General features: G+C 63.7%; 21 protein-coding genes. 7 read left to right on the top strand and 14 right to left on the bottom strand.

Features of this window, described 5'->3' with window-relative positions:
* From CV770_RS00950 to CV770_RS00930, 5 genes are all read right to left on the bottom strand, one after another.
* Positions 1-702, bottom strand: coding sequence for an ABC transporter ATP-binding protein (locus CV770_RS00950; RefSeq protein ID WP_091952476.1), 702 nt, complete (start codon positions 700-702; stop codon positions 1-3).
* Complete coding sequence (locus CV770_RS00945; RefSeq protein ID WP_091952477.1) at positions 699-1442, bottom strand: ABC transporter ATP-binding protein; 744 nt, start codon at positions 1440-1442, stop codon at positions 699-701. The genes CV770_RS00950 and CV770_RS00945 overlap by 4 nt, the downstream gene beginning before the upstream one ends.
* A complete protein-coding gene (locus tag CV770_RS00940) occupies positions 1439-2482 on the bottom strand; it encodes a branched-chain amino acid ABC transporter permease (protein WP_104461021.1) in 1044 nt (347 codons plus the stop codon). Before CV770_RS00940 ends, CV770_RS00945 begins: the two co-directional genes overlap by 4 nt.
* 3 nt (positions 2483-2485) lie before the next feature.
* Positions 2486-3406 carry a branched-chain amino acid ABC transporter permease gene (locus CV770_RS00935; RefSeq protein ID WP_091953844.1) on the bottom strand — a complete coding sequence of 307 codons (921 nt, stop codon included), beginning with the start codon at positions 3404-3406 and terminating at the stop codon, positions 2486-2488.
* Positions 3407-3495: 89 nt separating this feature from the next.
* Positions 3496-4740 (bottom strand): ABC transporter substrate-binding protein, encoded by a 1245-nt coding sequence (locus CV770_RS00930; protein ID WP_091952479.1) that lies wholly within the window; start codon positions 4738-4740, stop codon positions 3496-3498.
* Between the two features lie 184 nt (positions 4741-4924).
* On the opposite strand from CV770_RS00930, the gene CV770_RS00925 reads away from it, so the two are divergent.
* Together CV770_RS00925 and CV770_RS00920 are read left to right on the top strand one after the other, a co-directional pair.
* A complete protein-coding gene (locus CV770_RS00925) occupies positions 4925-5758 on the top strand; it encodes a MurR/RpiR family transcriptional regulator (RefSeq protein WP_104461020.1) in 834 nt (277 codons plus the stop codon).
* Positions 5759-5781: 23 nt separating this feature from the next.
* Complete coding sequence (locus CV770_RS00920; RefSeq protein ID WP_104461019.1) at positions 5782-6606, top strand: SDR family NAD(P)-dependent oxidoreductase; 825 nt, start codon at positions 5782-5784, stop codon at positions 6604-6606.
* A gap of 91 nt (positions 6607-6697) precedes the next feature.
* Here the strand turns inward: CV770_RS00920 and CV770_RS00915 are convergent, their stop codons facing one another.
* The 4 genes from CV770_RS00915 to CV770_RS00900 form a co-directional block, all read right to left on the bottom strand.
* Complete coding sequence (locus CV770_RS00915; protein WP_104461018.1) at positions 6698-7675, bottom strand: HEAT repeat domain-containing protein; 978 nt, start codon at positions 7673-7675, stop codon at positions 6698-6700.
* Positions 7676-7677: 2 nt separating this feature from the next.
* A complete protein-coding gene (locus CV770_RS00910; RefSeq protein WP_007593252.1) occupies positions 7678-7911 on the bottom strand; it encodes a 4Fe-4S dicluster domain-containing protein in 234 nt (77 codons plus the stop codon).
* A 34-nt stretch (positions 7912-7945) separates the two neighbouring features.
* Positions 7946-9688, bottom strand: a complete 1743-nt coding sequence (locus tag CV770_RS00905; protein WP_104461067.1) for a fumarate reductase/succinate dehydrogenase flavoprotein subunit — start codon at positions 9686-9688, stop codon at positions 7946-7948.
* Between the two features lie 104 nt (positions 9689-9792).
* The gene (locus CV770_RS00900; protein ID WP_104461017.1) at positions 9793-10566 is read right to left on the bottom strand and encodes a ferredoxin--NADP reductase; all 774 of its coding nucleotides are present in this window, start codon (positions 10564-10566) and stop codon (positions 9793-9795) included.
* 185 nt (positions 10567-10751) lie between these two features.
* On the opposite strand from CV770_RS00900, the gene CV770_RS00895 reads away from it, so the two are divergent.
* From CV770_RS00895 to CV770_RS00870, 5 genes are all read left to right on the top strand, one after another.
* The gene (locus CV770_RS00895; protein ID WP_104461066.1) at positions 10752-11051 is read left to right on the top strand and encodes a gamma-butyrobetaine hydroxylase-like domain-containing protein; all 300 of its coding nucleotides are present in this window, start codon (positions 10752-10754) and stop codon (positions 11049-11051) included.
* Positions 11052-11262: 211 nt separating this feature from the next.
* Entirely contained in the window at positions 11263-12036 is a 774-nt protein-coding gene (locus CV770_RS00885) for a Crp/Fnr family transcriptional regulator (RefSeq protein WP_104461015.1), read from the top strand.
* Between the two features lie 181 nt (positions 12037-12217).
* On the top strand, positions 12218-13639 hold the full coding sequence (locus tag CV770_RS00880) for an ABC transporter substrate-binding protein (protein ID WP_165637085.1): 1422 nt from the start codon (positions 12218-12220) through the stop codon (positions 13637-13639).
* Positions 13636-14532: an ABC transporter permease gene (locus tag CV770_RS00875; RefSeq protein ID WP_104461014.1), complete on the top strand. Its 897-nt coding sequence runs from the start codon at positions 13636-13638 to the stop codon at positions 14530-14532. Before CV770_RS00880 ends, CV770_RS00875 begins: the two co-directional genes overlap by 4 nt.
* Complete coding sequence (locus CV770_RS00870; protein ID WP_177237457.1) at positions 14529-15401, top strand: ABC transporter ATP-binding protein; 873 nt, start codon at positions 14529-14531, stop codon at positions 15399-15401. The genes CV770_RS00875 and CV770_RS00870 overlap by 4 nt, the downstream gene beginning before the upstream one ends.
* Before the next feature lie 19 nt (positions 15402-15420).
* Here CV770_RS00870 and CV770_RS00865 read toward each other — a convergent pair whose 3' ends face one another.
* From CV770_RS00865 to CV770_RS00845, 5 genes are all read right to left on the bottom strand, one after another.
* Positions 15421-16548, bottom strand: coding sequence for a mandelate racemase/muconate lactonizing enzyme family protein (locus tag CV770_RS00865; protein ID WP_104461013.1), 1128 nt, complete (start codon positions 16546-16548; stop codon positions 15421-15423).
* Positions 16549-16596: 48 nt separating this feature from the next.
* Complete coding sequence (locus tag CV770_RS00860) at positions 16597-17634, bottom strand: tagatose 1,6-diphosphate aldolase (protein ID WP_104461012.1); 1038 nt, start codon at positions 17632-17634, stop codon at positions 16597-16599.
* Complete coding sequence (locus tag CV770_RS00855; RefSeq protein ID WP_245453636.1) at positions 17631-18524, bottom strand: sugar kinase; 894 nt, start codon at positions 18522-18524, stop codon at positions 17631-17633. Before CV770_RS00855 ends, CV770_RS00860 begins: the two co-directional genes overlap by 4 nt.
* Positions 18525-18586: 62 nt before the next feature.
* Positions 18587-19660 (bottom strand): ABC transporter ATP-binding protein, encoded by a 1074-nt coding sequence (locus CV770_RS00850; RefSeq protein ID WP_104461010.1) that lies wholly within the window; start codon positions 19658-19660, stop codon positions 18587-18589.
* A gap of 5 nt (positions 19661-19665) precedes the next feature.
* The gene (locus CV770_RS00845; protein ID WP_104461009.1) at positions 19666-20670 is read right to left on the bottom strand and encodes a zinc-dependent alcohol dehydrogenase family protein; all 1005 of its coding nucleotides are present in this window, start codon (positions 20668-20670) and stop codon (positions 19666-19668) included.
* Positions 20671-20675 lie beyond the last annotated feature (5 nt).

The raw sequence follows: 20675 nt of genomic DNA, 5'->3' as shown, positions 1-20675 counted from the left end.
CTATTGCACTCCCAGCAAGCGCTGACGAAGCCCGCGATCGTCGCGGAGCGTGGCGGCCTCCCCGGTCCAGACGATCCGGCCGCGGTCGATCACCGCGGCATGGTCGGCGACCGACAGCGCGATCTCGGCATTCTGCTCGACCACCAGCGAGGCAATGCCCTCGTCCTTCATCCGCAGAATCGTCGCGAGCACGTCGCCAACGATCTTCGGCGCCAGCCCCTGGCTCGGCTCGTCAAACAGCACCAGCCCTGGCGAGCCGACCAGCGCGCGCGCGATCGCCACCATCTGCATCTCGCCGCCCGACAGATTCTCGCAGTCGCGCTCCATCAGATATTCGAGCGGCGAGAAGATCGCAGCGGCCTCCTTGACGGACCAGTTGCGGAAGCGCGTGCGCTTCTGCGCGATCGACAGATTGCGCGCCACTGACAGGGTCGGGCACAGTCGCCGGTCGTCGGGCACCCAGCCGATGCCGGCGCGCGCGATCTCGTGAGTCGGGTTGCGCGTGACGTCATGGCCGTCGAAGCGCACTGCGCCACGGCGCGGCCGCGTCAGCCCGAGGATCGAGCGCAGCATGGTGGTCTTGCCAGCGCCATTCGGCCCGAGCAGCGCAAAGACCTTTGCGTGCTCGATGGCGAGCGAGGCGCCGAACAGCGCCTGGGTCTCGCCGTAGAAAGTATCGACCCCGTCCACTTCGAGGATCATGCGAATTTCCCGAGATTGGAGCGCCGGACCCATTCATTCTGCTGCAATTCGTGCGGCGTGCCACGCGCCACCACCTGGCCCCAGTGGATGACGGAGATGCGGTCGGCGAGCGAGAACAGGAACTCCATGTCGTGCTCGATGGCGACGATGGTGAGCTTGCCCTTCAACCGTGCAACGAGAGCGGCCAGCCGCTGCACACCATCCGAGCCGAGGCCGGAGGTCGGTTCGTCCAGGCACAGCACCCGCGGCGCCTGTGCCAGCGCGACCGCGATCTCCAGCGCGCGTCGATCGCCATAGGAGAGATCCTTGGCGCGAATGTCGCCCTTGTCCGCAAGCCCCACCCCGGAGAGCGTTTCGGTCGCCTGATCGGTAAGCCGGCGGTCACCAGCCGCTGCGCGCGCTATGTCAAGGCCGCGCGCGCGAAACGCCGGCAAGCCCATCATGACGTTGTCGCGCGCTGAAAATTCGTCGAACAGCGTCATGATCTGGAACGAGCGGGCGATGCCCTTGGCAGCGATGCGATGCGGGCTCAAGCCCGTGACGTCCTCGCCACCGAGCCGGATCGAACCGCGGCTCGGTTTCACCCGGCCGGTGAGGACGTTGAAAAACGTGGTCTTGCCGGCACCGTTCGGCCCCATCACACCGTGGAACTCGCCCTCGCCGACCGCGAGATCGACGCTCTCCAGCACCACGCGGTCGCCGAAGCGGACATGTACGCCCGCGGCCTCGATCATGCTCATCGCCCACCCCCGACTAGCAACCGCATCGCGGACGTACCGCGCCGCCTCAGAGCGTTGATGGAATGTTGTTGCACGGCGGCCGAGAGCGCGCCTGCGATGCCCTCGGGACGGAACAGCACGATCGCCATGAACAGAAGACCGAAATAGAGCATCCAGGCATTGGTCAGCGCGCCGATCACGTCGCGGGCCGTGAGGAAGAGAAACACGCCGATCATGGGACCCCAGAAGCTGACGAGCCCGCCGCCGACCAGCGTCATCATCACGACGTAGCCGGATTGATGCAAGCTCATGACATCGGGAAATGCGGCAAGCTGCGCCATCGCGAACAGGCCGCCGGAAAAGCCTGATAGCGCGGCCGAGAGGGTGAAGACCGAGGCCTTGTAGAGCCACACATTATAGCCCAGATGCGCTGCGCGAACCTCGCTCTGCCTGATGGCTGCGACCACGCGGCCGTAGGGCGAATGTACCAGCCGCCACAATATGGCAGTGCCGACCGCGAAGACCGCAAGCACGAAATAGTAGAACGCGACATTGTCGGTGAGATCGAACGACACCAGGCCGAAATCCGCCGGCAGCCGGCTGATCTTGAGAAGCCCGTCTTCCCCGCCGGTGACGCTGTGAGACTTGATCGCAAGCGTCCAGAAGATCTGACCGAAGGCGATCGTCATGAAGGCGTAATAGATGCCGCGCCGGTGCGAGATGAACAGCGCCACCAGCGCGCCGGCAATCCCAGCGACCACGGCTGCAGCAGCAAGACAAACCCAGAGATTAGCGACGATATCGAACTGGCAGAGTCCGAACGCATAGGCACCGATGCCGAAATAGGCCCCATGTCCGAACGACGGCAGCCCGGCCGTACCCAGCACCAGGTTGAAGGCCAGCGCATAGAGCGACCAGATCAGGATCTCGATCCCGAGATAGGGATAAAGACCAATTCGCGTGATCCAGAGCGGCACCGTCGCCAGCACCAGCCAGAGCACCAGCATCGTCGGCGTGACCAGACGCGCAGCGTCGGATGAGGTCGTCGAATTCGCCATCATTCCCTAGACCTCGAGCACGCTCTTCTTGCCCCAGAGGCCGCGCGCGCGGAACGTCACGACGGCAACGAGCAGGATATACATGGATAGCAGCGACCATTCGGACGCATAGGCACCGGCGAGTCCGACGCAGAGCCCGACCAGGAGGCCGGCAACGACCGCGCCCCAAAAGCTTCCGACCCCGCCGAGCACGATCACGAGGAACGCGGGGATGACGGCGTCCACGCCCATATGCGGTCGGATGCCCCAGATCGGGGCGACGATGATGCCGGCGATCGCCGCAAGCATGGTGCCGAACACGAACACCAGGAGCCGCAGCCGCGACAGATTGATGCCGAGCGCGCGCACGATCTCGCTGTCATGGGCTCCCGCCTTCACCGTCGCGCCGAACGAGGTCTTTTCGATCAGGACCCAGACCAGGGCGATGATCCCGGCCGCGATGCCGGCTGCGTAGAAGCGATAGCTCGACCAGATCAGGTCGCCGAACAGGAAGCCGCCATTGATGGCTGATGGCACCTGCAGCACATAGTCGCGCGTGCCCCAGACCAGGCGGATCAATTCCTCGATCACCATCGCCGCGCCAAAGGTCAGCAACAGGCCGTAGAGCGGGTCCTTTCCGTAGGTCCGTCGCATGCAGAACTCGATCAACATGCCGATAAGGCCGACGATGACGGGCGCGATGACGAGGGTTGCCGCGTAGCGCCAGCCGAGCGGCAGCGCGAGCCACAACTTTGCAAGATCAGCCGGTAAGGGCGGGCGAGGCCCCGTGAGCTGCATGGCGACATAAGCGCCGAGCGCAAACAGCGAGCCGTGCGCGAGATTGATCTGCTCCATCAGCCCAACGATGAGCATGAATCCGAGCGCGATCAGCGCGAACAACAGGCCAAGCGTCAGGCCGTTCAAAAGATGCGGAAGAAGGTCGAACAAGGTCTCGTCTCGCAACTGTCTTTCCAGGGCCGGGGCGCGGATGGCGCCGCGCTGGCGGCGCCATCGTTCTGCGACTAGACGACCCGTCCTCAGGAATCGACGGTCGGCACCTGCTCATAGGGCGTGAGCTTGCACTTGGTGGGCGCGGCGTCATCGGCGGCCGATTTCGGTTCCGTCCAGCTGATGATTTCGAACAGATCGGTGTTGTCCGCCGGCTTGGCGTTGCGCCGCGCCAGATAGATCGTCTGCTGCATCTGATGCGTCACCGGATCCATGTATGCATCGAAATGCTGCATTCGGTCGGTCGCGGAGACTTTCAGGTTCTCGAGCTCTTTGATGATCTTGACGTTGTTGGTCGACCCTGCCCGCTCGATCGCCCGGAGCAGTTCGCGCGTCGACATATATCCGTTGTAGGAGACGTTCCCCGGCACCGGGATCGGACCGTCCTTGTTGGCAGCCTGCCACTTCTTCACGAACTCGGCGACGCCAGGCAGTTGCAGCTTGTGATACCAGGTGGTGCCGAACACGCCGAACAGGCTGTCGGGCGCACCCCAAACGTCGGGCCAGTCCTGCTGGTTGTTGATCCAGGCGGGCTTGCCGTCGAGCTTGAGCTGCGCGACCTGCTCGCGGAGCGCCTTGATGTCGTCACCGCCAATCGCGGTCGCGACCACGTCGGGTTTTGCTTGCTGGATCTTCAGGAGATACGCGGTGAAGTCGCGCGTGTTCTGCGGCACCAGGAGATTGTCGATGATCCTGCCGCCGGCAGCCTCGACCTGCGCCTTGGTCGCGGCAGACGTCGTGTGTCCCCAGACATAGTCGTTGGTCAGCAACATCCAGTTCTTGCCGATGGAATCGACCGAGTTCTTGACCGATGCCTTGGAGAAATTGGTGCCGTTTCCGTCCCAGACGAATTTCACGCGCGAGCAGTTCTCCCCGGCCTCGCTTGGCGCGGAGGAATTGGTGTTCATGTAGATGACGCCGTATTTGCTGGCGACCTGGGTGATGGCATTGGCAACCCCGGAATGCAGCGCGCCAACCAGGATCGTGCAGTCCTCGCGGGTGATGAAGCGCTCGGCGACGCGGCTGCCGGTCGCCGGCGTCGTCTCAGTGTCCGCGGTGATGAATGTCACCTGTCTCCCGAGCACGCCGCCTTTGGCGTTGAACTCGTCGATTGCCATCTTGATGCCGCGGAAATCATCCTGGCCGCTGTTGCCATATTGACCGCTGGCATCGCATGTCAGGCCGAGCTTGATTGGCTTTGCTCCCTGCGCCCAGGCATGGTTCTCCCGCCACGGCCCGAAGAAGCTGCCGGTGCCGCCGATGACGCTCGCCATCAAGCTGCCCTTCAAAACGCTTCGCCGTGAGATCTGACGCCCTCTCATCGTTTCCTCCCGTTTTGGATGTTTTTGCTCTTCTTTTGCGTTTAGAATATTAATTCCATTATAGAAGTAAAGTAGAATATTTGATCCAAATGGTGAAATGCCGTTAAACAGGTGGCCGATCCGGAGACCCGACTCGATGAACAAGGCCCAGGACGTGATGAGTTATGACGAGCTGCGCGGCGCGATTGCGCAGCGGCACCGCGCCCTGTCGGGCCGGCTCCAGCAGATCGCGGAATTCGTGCTCGATCATCCGACCGATGTCGCACTCGGCACCGTGGCGGAGGTCGCACAGCGCTCAGGCGTGCCACCCTCGGCGATCGTCCGCTTCGCCCATGCGCTCGGGTTTGGGGGCTTCACCGAAATGCAGCAGGTGTTCCGCTCCCGCCTCGTCGCCGGTGTCGCGCCAAGCTACAAGGCTCGGCTCGCCCGCATGAAGAGCGAGGAGAAATCGGTGCTCGGCCGTCAGCCGGCCGCAGTGCTTTCGCGTTTCGTCTCGGAGGCGCAATCGGCGCTGGTGACGCTGAGCCAGTCCGTGCACACGCGCGAGCTCGAGGCGGCGACCGCGATCCTTGCGAAAGCGCGCGACATCTATCTGCTCGGCCTCGGCGGCTCATTTCCGGTCGCGATACATCTCGCCTACGTCTTGCGCAAGCTCGGACGCCGCGTTGTGCTGCTCGACGGTGTCGGCGGCAGCATTCATGAGCAGTCGCACGCGGCCACCGCGGATGATGCGCTGGTCGCGATCAGCTTCCGAAACTACTATCCCGACACGGCACGGCTGTTCCCCGAGCTCGTCGCGCGGGGCGTGCCCACGATATCGATAACCGACAGCCTGCTGAGCCCGATCGTCGAGGGCGCAAGCGTCGTCTTCGAGATCCAGGACATGCCCGAGCCGGCCCTGCGCACGCTGGTGGCGCCGATGTGCCTGGTGCAGGCGCTGGCGATCGGCCTCGACCTCGCGGCGGACTGACATTTCATAACAAGGGGAAGATCATGGCATCGCATGACGGAACGAAGGTCTTGGCTGGTCAGGTCGCGTTGGTGACGGGCGCCGGACGCGGGCTCGGCCGCGCCTTTGCAGAGAAGCTTGCCGCGCTCGGCGCCGACGTCGCCATCCACGGCATGCGCGAGAACGGGCCGGCAGAATATGGCGAGGGCACCACGCTGACCGCGGTGGCCGCGGAAATCGGCAAGGACTATGGCGTCCGCAGCCAACGCGTGCTTGGCGATCTCACGGAGGGAGAGGACATCGCGCGCGTGATCGCCGAGGCGGAAAGCTCTCTCGGTCCGATCGATATCCTCGTGCACAATGCCGGTGGCGACATCGCGGCTGCCGGCGGCAAGCCCGATCCGAACGACGCCGTGAACATCAGGGAGGCCGACGTGCGCGCCGTGCTGGAGCGCAACCTGCTTTCGACGATTCTGACCTGCCAGGCGGTCGCGAAGGGCATGATGGAGCGGCGGCGCGGCCGTATTGTCACGCTCGGCTCGGTCGCCGCTTTCAAGGGGCGCACTCACGGCTCGATCTATGCGGTGGCGAAGGCCGGCGTGACGCATTACACGCGTTGCCTCGCCGACCAGCTCCGCTCCTACGACATCGCCGTCAACTGCATCGCGCCCGGTGACACCCGCACCGGCCGATTTCTCGGCACCCGCGCAGTCGATCCGAGCCGGATGGTCGAGACCGGCACGCTCGACCGTATCGCGACCGTCGACGAGGTCGCCCGGGTCGTCGAATTCTTCGCCGGCCCCATGGGCGCCTTCGTCTCGGGTCAGGTGCTGCGCATCGACGGTGGCGGACAGGCATGGCCGGCGTGAGCTCCGGTGTGCATGCTCCAGGGTGCATGCTCCAGGGTGCATGTCGCGGCTAGCACAGCGGTACAACGAAGTTGTACTGGCCCTTTCCGCCCTACGGCCCCGCCTTCCCCTTGCGCGCGGCGATCTGCTGGAGCGCCCAGCGCGCGTTCTTGCGCACGTCAGGATCGGGATCGTTGGCGATCACCACGAGGTATGCCTCGCCTTCGGGAGCGGCGATCTCGCCGAGCGCGGCAGCCGCCTCCTTCCGCAAATTCGCCTGCTCATGGTTGATGCAGTTACCGATCGGACGAAGGGCGCGCTCGACCTTCATCTTGCCGAGGCTGCGGATCGCCTTGAGCCGAACCTGCCAAAACTCGTCGGCAAGTGAGACGATAAGCTGATCGGCGGCGAGCGAACCGTTGACGTTGAGCCCGAGCGTCTCGGCTGCCATCTCCCGGACCATCCAGTCGGCATCCCTGAGTGCGCGGGTGATCGTCTCGGCCGCCGGCTTCATCTGGGAGAAGGCGAGCGCGCTCACCGCGGCGCGGCGCACATGGGCGTCGGGATCATGGATCAGCGCGGTGAGCGCCGGGATCGACTCTTCGAGCTTCAGGAAACCGATGACGCCGATCGCCTGCACGCGGACGGCCGCGTCACCATCCTGGAGCGCTTCCAGCGCAGGCTTCAGCGTGTCCTTGCGGCGCAACTCCTTGAGCGCGCGCAGCGCGCCCATGCGGACGAAGGCGTGGGCATGCTTGACCAGCGGCAGGATGATTTCGGCGCAAGCGGGGTCCTTGAATTCGGCCAAACTGTCGGCTGCGGCCGACGCCACGATTCGCTCCGGATCGACGAGCAGCTTGACGAGTGCATTCGCCGCTTCCCGCCCGTCGAACTCGCCGAGCGCCATCGCGACCTGCTGGCGTACGCCCGCGTCGGGATCTGACACCATGTTGGCGAGATGCGCGACCGCGGCCGGATCGCCGGAATGGCCGAGCGCAATGATGGCGACGCGCCGCTCGGCTGGATCTGCGGCTTGCAACCGCTCGTCGGCGTCTTCGAGATCGTCATAGGATTCGAACGGGCTCGACATGACTACCTCAAGAGATAGGGAATGTTCACGGTGACGGCGCCGGTCGGGCAATCGGCCTCGCAGGGCATGCAGTACCAGCACTCGTCATAGGCCATGTAGGCCTTGTTGGTCATGTCGCTGATGCGGAGCACGTCGAGCGGGCAGACGTCGACGCAGACGGTGCAGCCCTTGTCGGCGATGCATTTGGCGTCGTCGACGACCACCGGGACCGATGTCTGATAGGACGCGAGAGGCATCGTAGATCTCCTGTTGCTTGTCGTTGGCGATGGATCAGGCGGTCGCGCGGATGCGCTGCTTGTCGTAGAGGTCCTTCTCGTCGTCCGCGATCGGGACGACATAGGGCTCGACCGCGCGCTTCTCACTGGTCATCCTGCCGTTCTGTTTGCTCAGCAGGGTGTGGCAGAACCAGTTCTCGTTGTCCTTCTCCGGGAAATCCGTGCGCCAGTGATAGAGGCCCCAGCGGCTCTCCTCGCGATACAAAGAGGCATGTACCGCCATGTCGGCGCAGTCCATGATCGACTGCACTTCAAGCGCGCGGAGCAGCTCGTGTGCGTTACGTGCGATCATATGCTCCTGCATGTCTTGCCGCGCCTCGGCGAGGCGGCGCATGCCAAGCTCGTATTTGCGCGTGACCTTCGGCGGCTGGAGATAATCGTTGACGAGGCGCCGCGTCTTGTACTCGACCTGGTTCGGCGGAATGCCGTCCTCGCGCCTGGTCGGCGCCATCACGCGGTCGCGCTCCCTGGCCACGTCGGCGGCATCGAACTCCGCGAAGTCGTGGTTGTCGGCGAACTCCATCGCGTCGATGCCGGCCACCGCGCCGTTGGTGAAGGCGCCGAGCATGTAATTGTGCGGCACGCTCGCCATGTCGCCGGCGGCGTAGAGGCCGGGCACGGTGGTGCGCGCATTGTCGTCGACGAACACGCCGGAGGCGCTATGGCCGGAGCAGAAGCCTATCTCGGAGATGTGCATCTCGATCGAATCGTTGCGGTAATCGACCCCGCGTCCCTGCTGGAACAGGCCACGCGTCGGCCGCTCCACCTTGTGCAGCGTTGATTCGATTTCCGAGATCGTATCCGGGTGGAGATGCTTGAGCTGGAGGAACACCGGGCCCTTACCCGACAGCAGCTCGTTGTAGAATTCGAGCATCATCTGTCCGGACCAGTAGTCACATTCGATAAAGCGCGATCCCTCGTTGTTGGCGGTAAAGGCGCCGAAGGGACCGGCGACATAGGCGCAGGCGGGACCGTTGTAATCCTTGATCAGCGGATTGATCTGGTAGCATTCGAGGTTCGCAAGCGCGGCGCCGGCGTGATAGGCCATCGAATAGCCATCGCCGGAATTGGCAGCATTCTCGTAGGTTCCGAACATGTAGCCGGAGGTCGGCAGACCCAGGCGGCCGGCCGCGCCCATGCACAGGATGACGGCCTTGGCTTTGATCACCAGCATCTCTGCGGTACGTGTATTGACGCTGACCGCGCCAGCGATGCGCCCATCTGCCGACTTGAGCAGACGCGTCGCCATGTAGCGATTGGAGATCAGGATGCGGGCGCGCCGGAGCTGGCGGTAGAGCGCCTTTTTCACTGTCTCGCCGTTCGGCATCGGCAGCACGTAGGTGCCGATATGATGCACCTTCTTGACGGCGTAGTCGCCGTTCTCGTTCTTCAGGAAGCGGATGCCGAAGCTGTCGAGTTCTTCGATGATGCCGTAGCAGTTCTGCGCGTACTTATAGACCGCCTTCTGGTCGACGATGCCGTCATTGGCGATGGTGATTTCCTTGGTGTACTGCTCCGGTGTCGCATAGCCGGGGATGACGGCGTTATTCAAGCCGTCCATGCCCATCGCGATCGCGCCGGAGCGCTTGACGTTGGCCTTTTCGAGCAGGACGACATTGGCCTTCGGATTCTTCAGCTTCGCCTTCAGCGCAGCCATCGGGCCGGCCGTGCCGCCGCCGATGACCAGCACATCGCAGGAAACCTCCGAAAGTCCGTCGACGATCTGATCTAGTGCCATCGCTTGCTCCTGGTTCGCCGGCATCTCCGGCGCCTTTGCATCAGATTTGTTCAGAGGGCGTCGCGGCGATAGCAATTAGTTGTCGCCGGAACGCGATTTGCGCCTCAGCGCTCGACGAAGGCTTTCTCGATCACGAAATGGCCGGGCTGGCTGTGGTTTCCTTCGACGAAGCCGTGCGCAGAGAACATCGCGGGGAGCTCCTCCAGCATCGCCGGGCTGCCGCAGAGCATGATGCGGTCGGTCTCGATATCGAGGCTGCCCTGCCCGATATCGTCGAAGAGCTGGCCCGAGGCGATCAGATCGGTGATGCGGCCACGATTCCTGAACGGCTCGCGGGTGACGGTCGGATAGTAGACGAGCTTGTCGCGGATCAGCGGTCCGAAGAACTCGTGATTGCGGAGGCCTTCGACCACGTGCTCGCCATAGGCGAGCTCAGAGACCTGGCGGCAGCCATGGGCGAGCACGATCGTCTCGTAGTTCTCGTAGACGTCGGGGTCCTTGATCAGGCTGGCGAACGGCGCGAGCCCCGTGCCGGTCGAAAGCAGCAGGAGGCGCTTTCCCGGAATGAGGTTGCCGGTGATCAACGTCCCCGTCGCCTTGCGGCCGACCAGGATGATGTCGCCTTCTCTGACCTTCTGGAGGCGCGAGGTCAGCGGACCGTCCTGCACCTTGATCGAGAAGAACTCGAGCGCTTCCTCGTGATTGGCACTCGCCATGCTGTAGGCCCGCATCAAGGGCTTGCCCTCGACCTCCAGCCCGATCATGGCGAACTGGCCATTCTGGAAGCGAAAGCCGGGATCGCGCGTCGCGGTGAAGCTGAACAGGGACTCGGTCCAGTGCCGGACCGACAAAACCGTCTCTTTCTGAAATGCGCTCATCCTCGTCTCCGTGCCTCGATCGCGCACAAGGTTTCGGAGAGACGGGAATCCGGCAACGCGGAAGTGAAATTCCCGGTCGATTAGTTTCACATTTCGCGGGCGATGATCGGAGAGCAGCCGGCGTTGGCAACTAGTTGCTATCCGCACTCGTCTGCGACGCCGTAGAAGAGGGTCGGAGATACGTCATGAGGACCTTGGTAGTACCGACCGTGGCCGACTACGAAGCGAGCGCCGATCTGGCGACGCTCCTCGTCCGCACCACGCTGGACGACGCGCTGAGCGTCCCTGCCGAAAAACTTCGCCTCTCCTGCAAATGCGCCCACTGCACCCGCGCCCGCTTCGACGGCCGTTTCCCTAAACACTTTCCCGGCATCGCCATCACCGAGATCGGCGATCTCGGCTATGGGCTGAACATCTCGTTCTCGGACGGACATAACAGGGGGATTTATCCCAAGCCGTATCTGCTGAGCTTGGCCGGGCGGTAGGCCTCGATCTCCCAACGCATATCGCTGTCATTCCCCGCGAAGGCGGGGAATCCAGTACGCTGCGGCCTCTCCGTATCCCACGGACGTCTCTGGAATACTGGGTCGCCCGCCCCAGTGCGCAATTGCGCACAAGCCGGGCGACGACAGTTGAGTGAATCTGGCACGGACATTGCTCCTCTTTAGAACGATTTGAACGTTCCGGAGGCAGACGATGTTGCAGGCGGCGAATGGGGTTCGCGGGGCTGTTCCCCCGGCAGTCCGGCCTGCAGGCAGCTCCTCGCTGCTGCTCACCGAGAACCAGCAATGGATCGGCGGGCCCCCGCCGCTGATGGACAAGCTCTCCCCGCGCGAGCGGGAGCAGGTGCTGAAGCAAGGCCGCCGAAAAGTGCTCAACCGCGGCCAGACGCTGTTCAGCCAGGGCGGCAAGCACGACGGCATCTGGCTGATCGAGAGCGGCCGTATCCGGGTGTTCTACACCTCCCCGCTCGGACGCGAGATCACGCTCGCCTACTGGCATGTCGGCAATTTCGTCGGCGGGCCGGAAGTGTTCGAGGGCACCGTGCATCAATGGTCCGGTGTTGCGTCCAGCAATTGCAGCGTCGTGCATCTTCCCGGAAAGGAGCTGCGATCCCTTGCCGTCGAGATCCCGAACCTTGCGATCGGCCTGATCGAAGGCCTGACGTTCAAGGGCAAATGCTATTCGGCTCTCGCCCAGATGCTGGGAACGCGCTCGATCACGCAGCGCCTTGCGCATTTGCTGCTGCATCTCGTCGAACTCTATGGTGTCGAGGACGCCGATGGCAGGGTGATCGCGGCCGCCTTCACCCATGCCGACATTGCGCACATGGTCGGTGCCACCAGGCAATGGGTCACGATCAGCCTGAAGCGGATGCAAGAGAAGGGAATCGTGCAAACCAAGCGGTCACAGATCGTGGTCTGCCGGACGGACGTGCTGGAGGAGATGCGCGGCCACGCATCCGATTGACCGAATTTGCGACCACCGCCCGTGCTCAGGCAAGCGGCTTTATAGTGCAGGACTGCTCAAGGAGTATGCAATCAGCTTTTCCCGGCAACTAATCGACTGCAGCGCTCATTCCGGATTTGCCCTGACCGGGCCCTCACCCAATCATGGCAACCACAGCACATCCAACCGAATGAGGATGAGAATGGTCCGCCGTCTTTCCACGCTCTCGATCGCGACGTCGGTGACGTCGCTGGCCCTTCTGGTCGCGCAGCCGGCCTCGGCGGAAACCGTCACGCTTGGCATCGGAACGCAGGATACGACAACCAACACGGTAACCGCCGGCGTCGTCATCCGCCAATTGCACCTGCTCGAGAAATACCTGCCGAAAGACGGCAAATACAGCAACATCAAGTTCGAGCTGGAGTGGCAGAACTTCACCTCCGGCCCGCCCGTCACCAACGCGATGATGGCGAACAAGCTGCAGATCGGCATGATGGGCGACTATCCGCTGATCGTGAACGGCTTCACCTTCGAAAGTAACCCCGAAAGCAAGAGCCGGCTGATCGGTATCGCCGCCTACAGCCTGTCCGGCTCCGGCAACGGCATCGTCGTTCACAAGGACTCGCCCTATTACGATCTCGCCGATCTCAAGGGCAAGCTCGTCAGTGTACCGTTCGGCTCCGCCGCCCATGGCATGGTGCTCAAGGCGATGCAGGACCGTGGCTACACGTCTGACTTTTTCCAGCTCGTCAGCCAGAGCCCGGAGGTCGGCTCGACCAATCTCCAGGAAAAGAAGATCGACGCGCATGCCGACTTCGTTCCCTTTGCCGAGCTGCTGCCGTTCCGCGGCTTCGCGCGGAAGATTTTTGACGGCGTCGAGACCAATGTCCCGACCTTCCACGGCATCGTGGTCCGCACCGATTTCGCCGATAAATATCCGGAGGTCGTCACCGCCTATCTGAAGGCGGTCATCGCCGCCAATCAGTGGCTGCGCGACGATCCCAAGCGCGCCGCGGAGAAGATCCAGGAATGGACCGGCATCAGCAAGGAAGTGGTGTACATCTTCCTGGGGCCCAGCGGCAACATGACCACCGATCCCACGGTCAAACCGGCATTGATCGACGCCGCCACCGCCGACGTCAAGGTTCTGCAAAATCTCGGCCGGATGAAGGAGTTCGATCCGAAAAAGTGGGTCGACGATGGCTATATCCGCAAAGCCCATGCCGAGATGAAGCTCGATTACGACGCGCAACTCGCGAGCACCAAGAATTACGAGATCGCTGGCGAAGACGCCTTCTGCAAGAAGCCGATCACCGATCCGCGCAAGGCCGGCGAAGTCTGGGTGGATGATGCCGGCATCATGCCGTTTGCGTCCGCGGCGTGCACCCTGGGGGCCTATGCCGACTTCAAGGCCAAGGGCAAGAAGATCAACGTCGCCTACGTCTTCGACACCACGCGCGGCATCAAGCTGTTCGCCGACCAGGCCTTCTTCGCCGTCGGCGATGGCGACGTCGCGCCGTTCCTGCTGAAGAAGGACGCCGAAGCCTATGCCGCCAAGATCGGCGGCAAGGTGCTGGGCTTCGACGACGCGGTGAAGGCGGCGGTGGGCGGAGGCAAGACGTGAGCAGTCCCGCCATCCTCAGACATCCCGAGGACAGCATGCCGGCAACAGCCATTGCAGAAGCGGGCCCGGGGCCCGTCGCCACCCCACCGTCCTTCGGCACGCTCGCGCTGCGCTGGTACCGACTGAACCGCAGCGGCCTGCGCGCGATCGCGATCGGCATCACCTCGCTGCTGGCATTCCTCCTGGTCTGGCATCTGCTCACGACCTATCGCGTCGTGTTCTTCGTGCGCTTCACCAATGTGCCCTCGCCGCTCGCGGTCTATGCCAGCTTCACCAAGGCGATCCACGATCCAAAATTCCTGATGCACATTCTCTTGAGCTGCCGGCGCATCCTCGTCGGCTTCTCCCTTGCAGCCATCGTCGGGGTGCCGCTCGGTCTAGTGATGGGTCGCTTCAAGCTCGTCCATGAGATCATCTTCCCGGTCGCCGAAGTGCTGCGACCGATCCCAGCAATCGCCTGGGTGCCGATGGCGATCATGCTATGGCCGACCAACGAGCAGAGCATCGTCTACATCACCTTCCTCGGCTCGTTCTTCCCGATCCTGGTGAATACACTTCACGGCATGACGCTGGTCGATCCCGTGCTGGTGCGCGCGGCACAGTGCCTCGGCGCGCGGGAGCGCTCGATCTTCCGGGAGGTGTATTTTCCGGCATCGCTGCCGCACATCTTCACCGGCCTCACGGTCGGCATGGGCGTAGCCTGGGTCTCGCTGATCGCGGCCGAGATGATCTCGGGCCAGTACGGCATCGGATACTTCACCTGGGAAGCCTATTCGCTGGTCCAGTACGCCGACATCGCGCTCGGCATGATCGCAATTGGCGTTCTCGGCCTGGGATCGAGCCTGCTGATCCGGGGCGCCGGACAATTGGTGATGCCGTGGAGAGCGAAATGAGCGAGATCCCCGCCAAGGCACCGCAAGGCCATATCGAAGTCAGGAGCTTCTCCCTCAGCTATGACAGCATCGAGGGACCGGTCCAGGCGGTCACCGATACGCAGATCCACGTGAAACCGGGCGAGTTCGTCTCGATCGTCGGGCCCTCCGGTTGCGGAAAATCGACGCTGCTCAATGCGGTCGCAGGCTTCCTCAAGCCGACCACCGGTATTGTCACCGTCGACGGCGAACGTGTGAGCGGACCCAGCGCCGAGCGCGGCATGGTGTTTCAGCAATATTCGCTGTTTCCCTGGAAAACGGTGCGGGAGAACGTCGAGTTCGGCCTGAAGATGCGGGGCATGCCGCGCTCGCAGCGTGAGCGCGCGGCCCGGACGCTGCTCGGACTAGCAGGCCTGGAGGCCTTCGAGAAGCACTATCCGGAAAAGCTCTCCGGCGGCATGAAGCAGCGCGTCGGCATCGTCCGCGCGCTCGCCACGGGGCCAAAAGTGCTGTTGCTGGACGAGCCCTTCGGTGCACTCGACGCCCAGACCCGCGTCATCATGCAGCAGATCCTCACCAACATGTGGCAGCGGCTGAAGATCTCGGTGCTGTTCGTCACCCACGATATCGACGAGGCGATCTTCCTGTCCGACCGCGTCTACTGCATGACCGCACGCCCCGGCTCGATCAAGGCGGAGATCCCAATTCCGTTGGAACGGCCGCGACAGCAATCCATGATGATGTCCTCGGAATTTTTGGCGCTACGCCGCGGGCTGATGTCCCTGATCCGCGAGGAGAGCCTGAAGGCGATGGGCGGCGAGATCAACGACCTCGGCATGCGGGGATTGAACATCGAGCTGCACGGCCAATCTTTGGCCGAGGTACTTTAGGCGAAGCCCCCCGAACTGTTTAGACGCTGCGATAGCGCTCGATAGCTGAAAGATCCGGCACTGTTCCGAGTCCCGGGTCGTCACTCAGCTGAACCGTGCCTTCACGCACGTCGACCAGGGAACCGCAAAACAAATCGCGCAACGGATTGTCGTTGGCGTCGACCTCCAGCCAGCCATCTCCACCGATGCCGGCAAGCAGATGAGCCGAGGCAAGCAGTCCAACGCCGCCGCCGAGATAGTGTGGGCAAAACGTCTTGCGCGCGTCGAGGATATCACGCGCCACTCCGACACAGACCGTGAGCCCGCCCCATTTCGCGATGTCCGGCTGAACCACGCCGAGCACGTCCTCGGTCAACACCTGCCTGAAGCCTTCGGCGCTCGAGATGTTCTCGCCGGCGGCGATCGGCATGTCCGCGCTTGCGCGCAGTCTTTGCCATTCTTCGCGTGGCCGATCGGCGCGGATAGGCTCTTCCAGCCAGCGCAGATCGAACCCGCCAAGCTGCTGCAGCATCTGAAGCGCCTGCTCGACCGACCAGCCTTGATTGGCGTCCGCCGCAAGCATGCCCGCGCCGACGATCTGGCGCAGGGCTGCGAGATTGGCGAGGTCCATGTCGGCGCCGAATCCGACCTTCAGTTTCAACGCGCGATGACCACGCTCGAGTGCGGCTTCGGCCGTCTGCGTAGCGCCGCCGGGATTGATGCCGCTGGCATAGACCTTGATCGTGCTGCCGTGCCCACCGAGCAGCCGCCAGAGCGGCAAGCGCCGACGGCGCGCCGAGAGGTCCCATAGCGCGAGATCGATGCCCGCGATCGCCTGCGCAAAGGGACCGGGTTCACCGCATTGCAGCGCCAGCACTTCGGTGCCCCTCGTCAGGCTCTCGAAGGCTTGAGCCGGACCGTCGAACCTGCGCCCGACGAGACCGGGCGCGAGCACCTCGTTCACGAGCCGCGCGCGATGCTCCGCACCGGGTGCAGGGAAATTCGACCAAGCCTCGCCCCATCCCTCGACGCCATCTTCATCGACGGCGCGAATGAAGACGGCGGGGCGGTTGAGCATCCGGCCGAACGACGTCACCACCGGCGTCGCCAACGGATAGCGATAGCAGAATGCTTCGATCGAGCGGATAGTGAAGCTGTCAGACGTCATGTTGCAGATCCTGCGATCGGGATCGGACCACCCGGAACGGCCACCAGCTCAGTATGCGCGCGCGAAGTCCCCTTCCCGCTTGATATCAGTAAATACGGGAAAGCGCGCTTTCCACGGCGTTCCCTTGGCCTTGGTCAGCTCGTTGAGCCGTTCGAGCACACCAAGGCCATCCTTGCGCAGGCTGGCGGCAACTGCCGCGCGGTCCGGGAAATTCTTCAAGACGGCATCGAGCCAGATCGTGCGGCCCGCCAAAAACCCGCCCGCGCCCGCGGCATAGGCAAAGTCGAGTACCCGTTCGAATTTCTCCGGCGCAGCACCGCCGGAGAGCAGCACCCAGGGGATGCTGCGCGCGCGGCAGATGTCGCCGATCGCATCGAACTCCGTCTGCGCGGCTTTCGCCTCGGTGCTGCCATCCCGGGCAGGCAGACTGTTGGCCGCAAGCGGGCTCTCCAGCTTCAGAAGATCGACGCCATATTCCGGCTTGGCGAACTCGCGCACGCTATCGATGACGAGACCTGGAAGTTTTCCGGGCGATTCCACGTAGTCGGCGGTGTGATTGGCGCTGCCGAGGAACGGATAGACCAACAGCTCCAGAACGTAGGGAATGTCGTGACGGGCGCAGTCCTGCCCGATCTCGCGAACGAACCGCTTCTGATGCTCGTTGACCGCAGCATCGGCGTCCGGCCGGTACCACGCCAGCACCTTGACGGCGTCGCCGCCCATGGCGCGGATTTTCTCAACGCTCCAATCGGTGATCGCCCGCGATTTGCGTCCGCCCGAGGTCTCATCCACCCGGTGCTCTTCAAGGGTCATGATGAGACCGCAACGCGGTGGCAGAAGATCGATCGCCGCGGGCACCGCGAAATTCGGATCGAACAGCATCGAGCTGCAATGTGGCGCGAGGTTCTCGACGAGCAGACGCTTTGCTGCCGTCACGTCGGAATACTCGACCTGGTCCCGCGTAATCCCCTTTGCTTTCGCAATGGCGTCAAACAGCGGCGGCCGCTGATCCAGCGCGACCATGCGAAAATGACCGTCCGCGTCGGCCAGACGCGCCAGGCCGCGGTTCTTTCCAATCGTTCTCATGGCTTCGTCCTCATGAATGCAAGACACTCGTTGATGGTGGGGATTCCGTTGCGTCCGCCTGCGTGGCGGCATTTCATCGCGGCCGCCGCGGCGGAAAACGCCATCGCGTCGCGCACGTCGAGGCCGGCGCCGACCGCGAGGGCATAAGCGCCATGGAAGACGTCGCCGGCGCCGGTGGTGTCGACCACATCGACCGCGAAGGCCGCCTGTCGGTGCAGGCGGCCGTTCTCGAACCAGCTCACACCCTCGCCACCGCGCGTCACGGCGATGATGCGACACCCGAAGCGGGCGAGCGCGGCGAGGGTTTCATCCTTGGCCGAGCCGCCAAAAGCCGTGAGCGCGGGCTCGGAGAAGATTGCGTGGTCGGTCAGGGGCAACAGCCGCTCGAACACCTCGGCATCGGCCATGTCGCCGTCGAGCACCGTCGGGATCCCGCGCGCGCGGGCTTCGCGGAACAACGTTGCCGCCCCCTCGACCCAGCGCGGATCTGCCAGCACTGAAGATACGCGGGCAACCGTCTCCAACGGCAGCCAGTCGGCTGCTTCCGGATAGAGACCGCGGAAATTGACGATCTGCCGTTCGCCCGAGCTGTCGACGATGATCCCGGAGACCGACGAGCGGCCATCGGGAAACAGCCGGAAATTCTCGACATCGATGCCCTCGGCGCCGAAGGCGGACCGCATCTCCTGGCCGGCGGCATCATTGCCTGCCCGGCCCCAGAACGCGACCGCCGCGCCGAGCCTTGCAACCGTAACCGCGGCGTTGGCGGCCATGCCGCCGCCGAGGGTCCCGTAGCCGGCGGCCTTGATCTTCTCGCTTCTGCCCGCAAAGAGCCGGTCGACGCGCCAGATCTGGTCGAGCGCCGACAGCCCGAGGCAGATCACCTGCACGCGATCCGCCTTAGAAACGAGCTCTGCCAGCGCCGACGGATTTCCAATGTTCGCTAGCGAGCTCACCGCAAGACCCGCCCGTTTGCGGCGTCGAACAGATGCGTCCGGCTGGGTTGCGGGCGGAGGCTGAGGCGATCGCCGACCTTCGGTCGTAGCGACGGATCGACCCGCGCGATGGATGCCGCGCCGGCGAGATCGAAATGGATCAGCGTGTCCGAGCCGAGCGGCTCAACGAGCTTGACATTCACTGCAATGCCGTCGGCCGCATCGTTGGCAACGGCAAAATGTTCGGGACGAATGCCAAGCACAGCGCTGCCGGCCCGCCGCAGCCCGTTCGCCGTCTCCTCGCCCAGCGGCACCACCGTTCCGCCTTGCGAAAGGATCGCACGCTCCTGTCGCCATTCGACCGGAAAGAAATTCATGGCTGGCGAGCCGATGAAGCCGGCCACGAACTGGTTGGCCGGCCGCTCGTAGACCGCCTCAGGCGTATCGTATTGCTGGATGGTGCCGCTCTGGAGCACCACGATGCGGTCGGCCATGGTCATGGCCTCGATCTGGTCATGCGTCACGAAGACCATGGTGGTCTTGAGCTCCTGCGACAGCGCCTTGATCTCAGCGCGCACCTGCCCGCGCAGCTTGGCGTCAAGATTCGAGAGCGGCTCATCGAACAAGAAGGCTTTTGGATTGCGCACGATCGCACGCCCCATGGCGACGCGCTGGCGCTGGCCGCCGGAGAGCTCCTTCGGCTTGCGGTCGAGATACGGCTCGATGTGCAGCAGCGCCGCCGCGCGCTTCACCCGCGCGTCGATCTCCGCCTTCGGCGTTCCCCGCAGCTCCAGCGCAAAGGACATGTTGTCGTAGACCCGCATGTGCGGATAGAGCGCGTAATCCTGGAACACCATCGCGATGTCGCGCTGCGCCGCTTGCACGCCGTTGACGCGCGTATCTCCGATGTAGAGGTCGCCGGAGGAAATCGGCTCGAGGCCTGCGATGATCCGGAGCAAGGTCGACTTGCCGCAACCGGACGGGCCAACGAAAACCACGAATTCGTGGTCCGCGATCTCAAGGTTGAGATCCGGGATCACAGTGAAATTGCCGTAGCGTTTGGTAAGGTTGCGGATCGAGATCGAGGCCATATCGCTTAGTCCAGCGCCAGTACAGGCTTGATCAACTCGCCCTTGGCGAAGCGGGCGAAATTCTCGGGCAAAGCGGACAGGCCGAACTCGCCGTCGACGAGAACGCGGTATTCGTCCTTGTACCTGCGCAGCAGTTCGACGTTCGGCTCGAAATCCTGGAACGGGAAGTAGAAGGTCCGGATCATGTAGAAATCCTTGCGGCGGAAGACCTTGCCTTCCTCGATGGTCCAGGGCGCGGCGTTCTCGCCGACCAGCACCAGCGCCCCGCGCGGCAGAACCAGCTCGATACCGAGGTTGCGCGCCGCATGCGCGCCGGAGCATTCCATGATGAGGGCGAACCGTTTCGACGTGTCGCCGACCGGATGCGGTTTCGCGCCGAACGATCGGGCGATATTCAAGCGTGCCGCGTTCGGATCAGCCACTTGGATATCGTCATAACCGAGACTGCGGAGCGCCAGCACGACGCCGAGACCAACAGGCCCCGCTCCCATCACGAGCACCGCACCTGCCTCGTCCGGCGGCACTACGCGGCTGACGAACCGCACGGCGTGGCCGGAGGTGCCGATCGTGTCGAGCAAGAGCGGCGCGAGGCTGTCCTCGATATCGTCGGGCACCGGCAGCAGGCAGTTTTCCGGCACCGGCACGTATTCGGCATAGCCGCCCGGCCTGTTCCAGCCGATCAGGCTCGAGACCTCCAGGCACATCTGGGTGTCGCCGCGCTTGCAGGCCGCACAGTGGTCACAGTGCAGCGGGATATAGACGGCGCAGCGGCGGCCATGCAGGCGGTGGCCGGGCTGCTCCACGACGCCAAAAATCTCGTGGCCGGCGGTGAACTCGGCGCCTTTGTGCCAGAGCTTGAAGTCCGAGCCGCACAACGCGGTGCGCGAGACACGGACCAGCACTTCGCCGCTGCCGACATCAGGCATTGCGACGCGCTCGATGGTGATGCGGTCGTTGCCGTGGAAGACCGCGGCCTGCATGATTGAGTTCGGACGGGGGGACACGTTCATCAAAT

Origin of the sequence: Bradyrhizobium sp. AC87j1, from assembly GCF_002936975.1 — a bacterium.
Taxonomy (GTDB): domain Bacteria; phylum Pseudomonadota; class Alphaproteobacteria; order Rhizobiales; family Xanthobacteraceae; genus Bradyrhizobium; species Bradyrhizobium shewense.
Note: the sequence above shows the minus strand (reverse complement) of the source record. Positions and strands in the feature narration are given on the sequence as shown.

What these genes read in the sequence shown, in the direction of transcription:
- CV770_RS00950 (WP_091952476.1), bottom strand. Translation starts at nt 702, where the DNA reads ATGATCCTCGAAGTGGACGGGGTCGATACTTTCTACGGCGAGACCCAG.
- CV770_RS00940 (WP_104461021.1), bottom strand. Translation starts at nt 2,482, where the DNA reads ATGATGGCGAATTCGACGACCTCATCCGACGCTGCGCGTCTGGTCACG.
- CV770_RS00850 (WP_104461010.1), bottom strand. Translation starts at nt 19,660, where the DNA reads ATGGCCTCGATCTCGATCCGCAACCTTACCAAACGCTACGGCAATTTC.
- CV770_RS00910 (WP_007593252.1), bottom strand. Translation starts at nt 7,911, where the DNA reads ATGCCTCTCGCGTCCTATCAGACATCGGTCCCGGTGGTCGTCGACGAC.
- CV770_RS00925 (WP_104461020.1), top strand. Translation starts at nt 4,925, where the DNA reads ATGAACAAGGCCCAGGACGTGATGAGTTATGACGAGCTGCGCGGCGCG.
- CV770_RS00900 (WP_104461017.1), bottom strand. Translation starts at nt 10,566, where the DNA reads ATGAGCGCATTTCAGAAAGAGACGGTTTTGTCGGTCCGGCACTGGACC.
- CV770_RS00880 (WP_165637085.1), top strand. Translation starts at nt 12,218, where the DNA reads ATGGTCCGCCGTCTTTCCACGCTCTCGATCGCGACGTCGGTGACGTCG.
- CV770_RS00930 (WP_091952479.1), bottom strand. Translation starts at nt 4,740, where the DNA reads ATGGCGAGCGTCATCGGCGGCACCGGCAGCTTCTTCGGGCCGTGGCGG.
- CV770_RS00915 (WP_104461018.1), bottom strand. Translation starts at nt 7,675, where the DNA reads ATGTCGAGCCCGTTCGAATCCTATGACGATCTCGAAGACGCCGACGAG.
- CV770_RS00945 (WP_091952477.1), bottom strand. Translation starts at nt 1,442, where the DNA reads ATGAGCATGATCGAGGCCGCGGGCGTACATGTCCGCTTCGGCGACCGC.
- CV770_RS00920 (WP_104461019.1), top strand. Translation starts at nt 5,782, where the DNA reads ATGGCATCGCATGACGGAACGAAGGTCTTGGCTGGTCAGGTCGCGTTG.
- CV770_RS00845 (WP_104461009.1), bottom strand. Translation starts at nt 20,670, where the DNA reads ATGAACGTGTCCCCCCGTCCGAACTCAATCATGCAGGCCGCGGTCTTC.
- CV770_RS00860 (WP_104461012.1), bottom strand. Translation starts at nt 17,634, where the DNA reads ATGAGAACGATTGGAAAGAACCGCGGCCTGGCGCGTCTGGCCGACGCG.
- CV770_RS00865 (WP_104461013.1), bottom strand. Translation starts at nt 16,548, where the DNA reads ATGACGTCTGACAGCTTCACTATCCGCTCGATCGAAGCATTCTGCTAT.
- CV770_RS00885 (WP_104461015.1), top strand. Translation starts at nt 11,263, where the DNA reads ATGTTGCAGGCGGCGAATGGGGTTCGCGGGGCTGTTCCCCCGGCAGTC.
- CV770_RS00895 (WP_104461066.1), top strand. Translation starts at nt 10,752, where the DNA reads ATGAGGACCTTGGTAGTACCGACCGTGGCCGACTACGAAGCGAGCGCC.
- CV770_RS00870 (WP_177237457.1), top strand. Translation starts at nt 14,529, where the DNA reads ATGAGCGAGATCCCCGCCAAGGCACCGCAAGGCCATATCGAAGTCAGG.
- CV770_RS00905 (WP_104461067.1), bottom strand. Translation starts at nt 9,688, where the DNA reads ATGGCACTAGATCAGATCGTCGACGGACTTTCGGAGGTTTCCTGCGAT.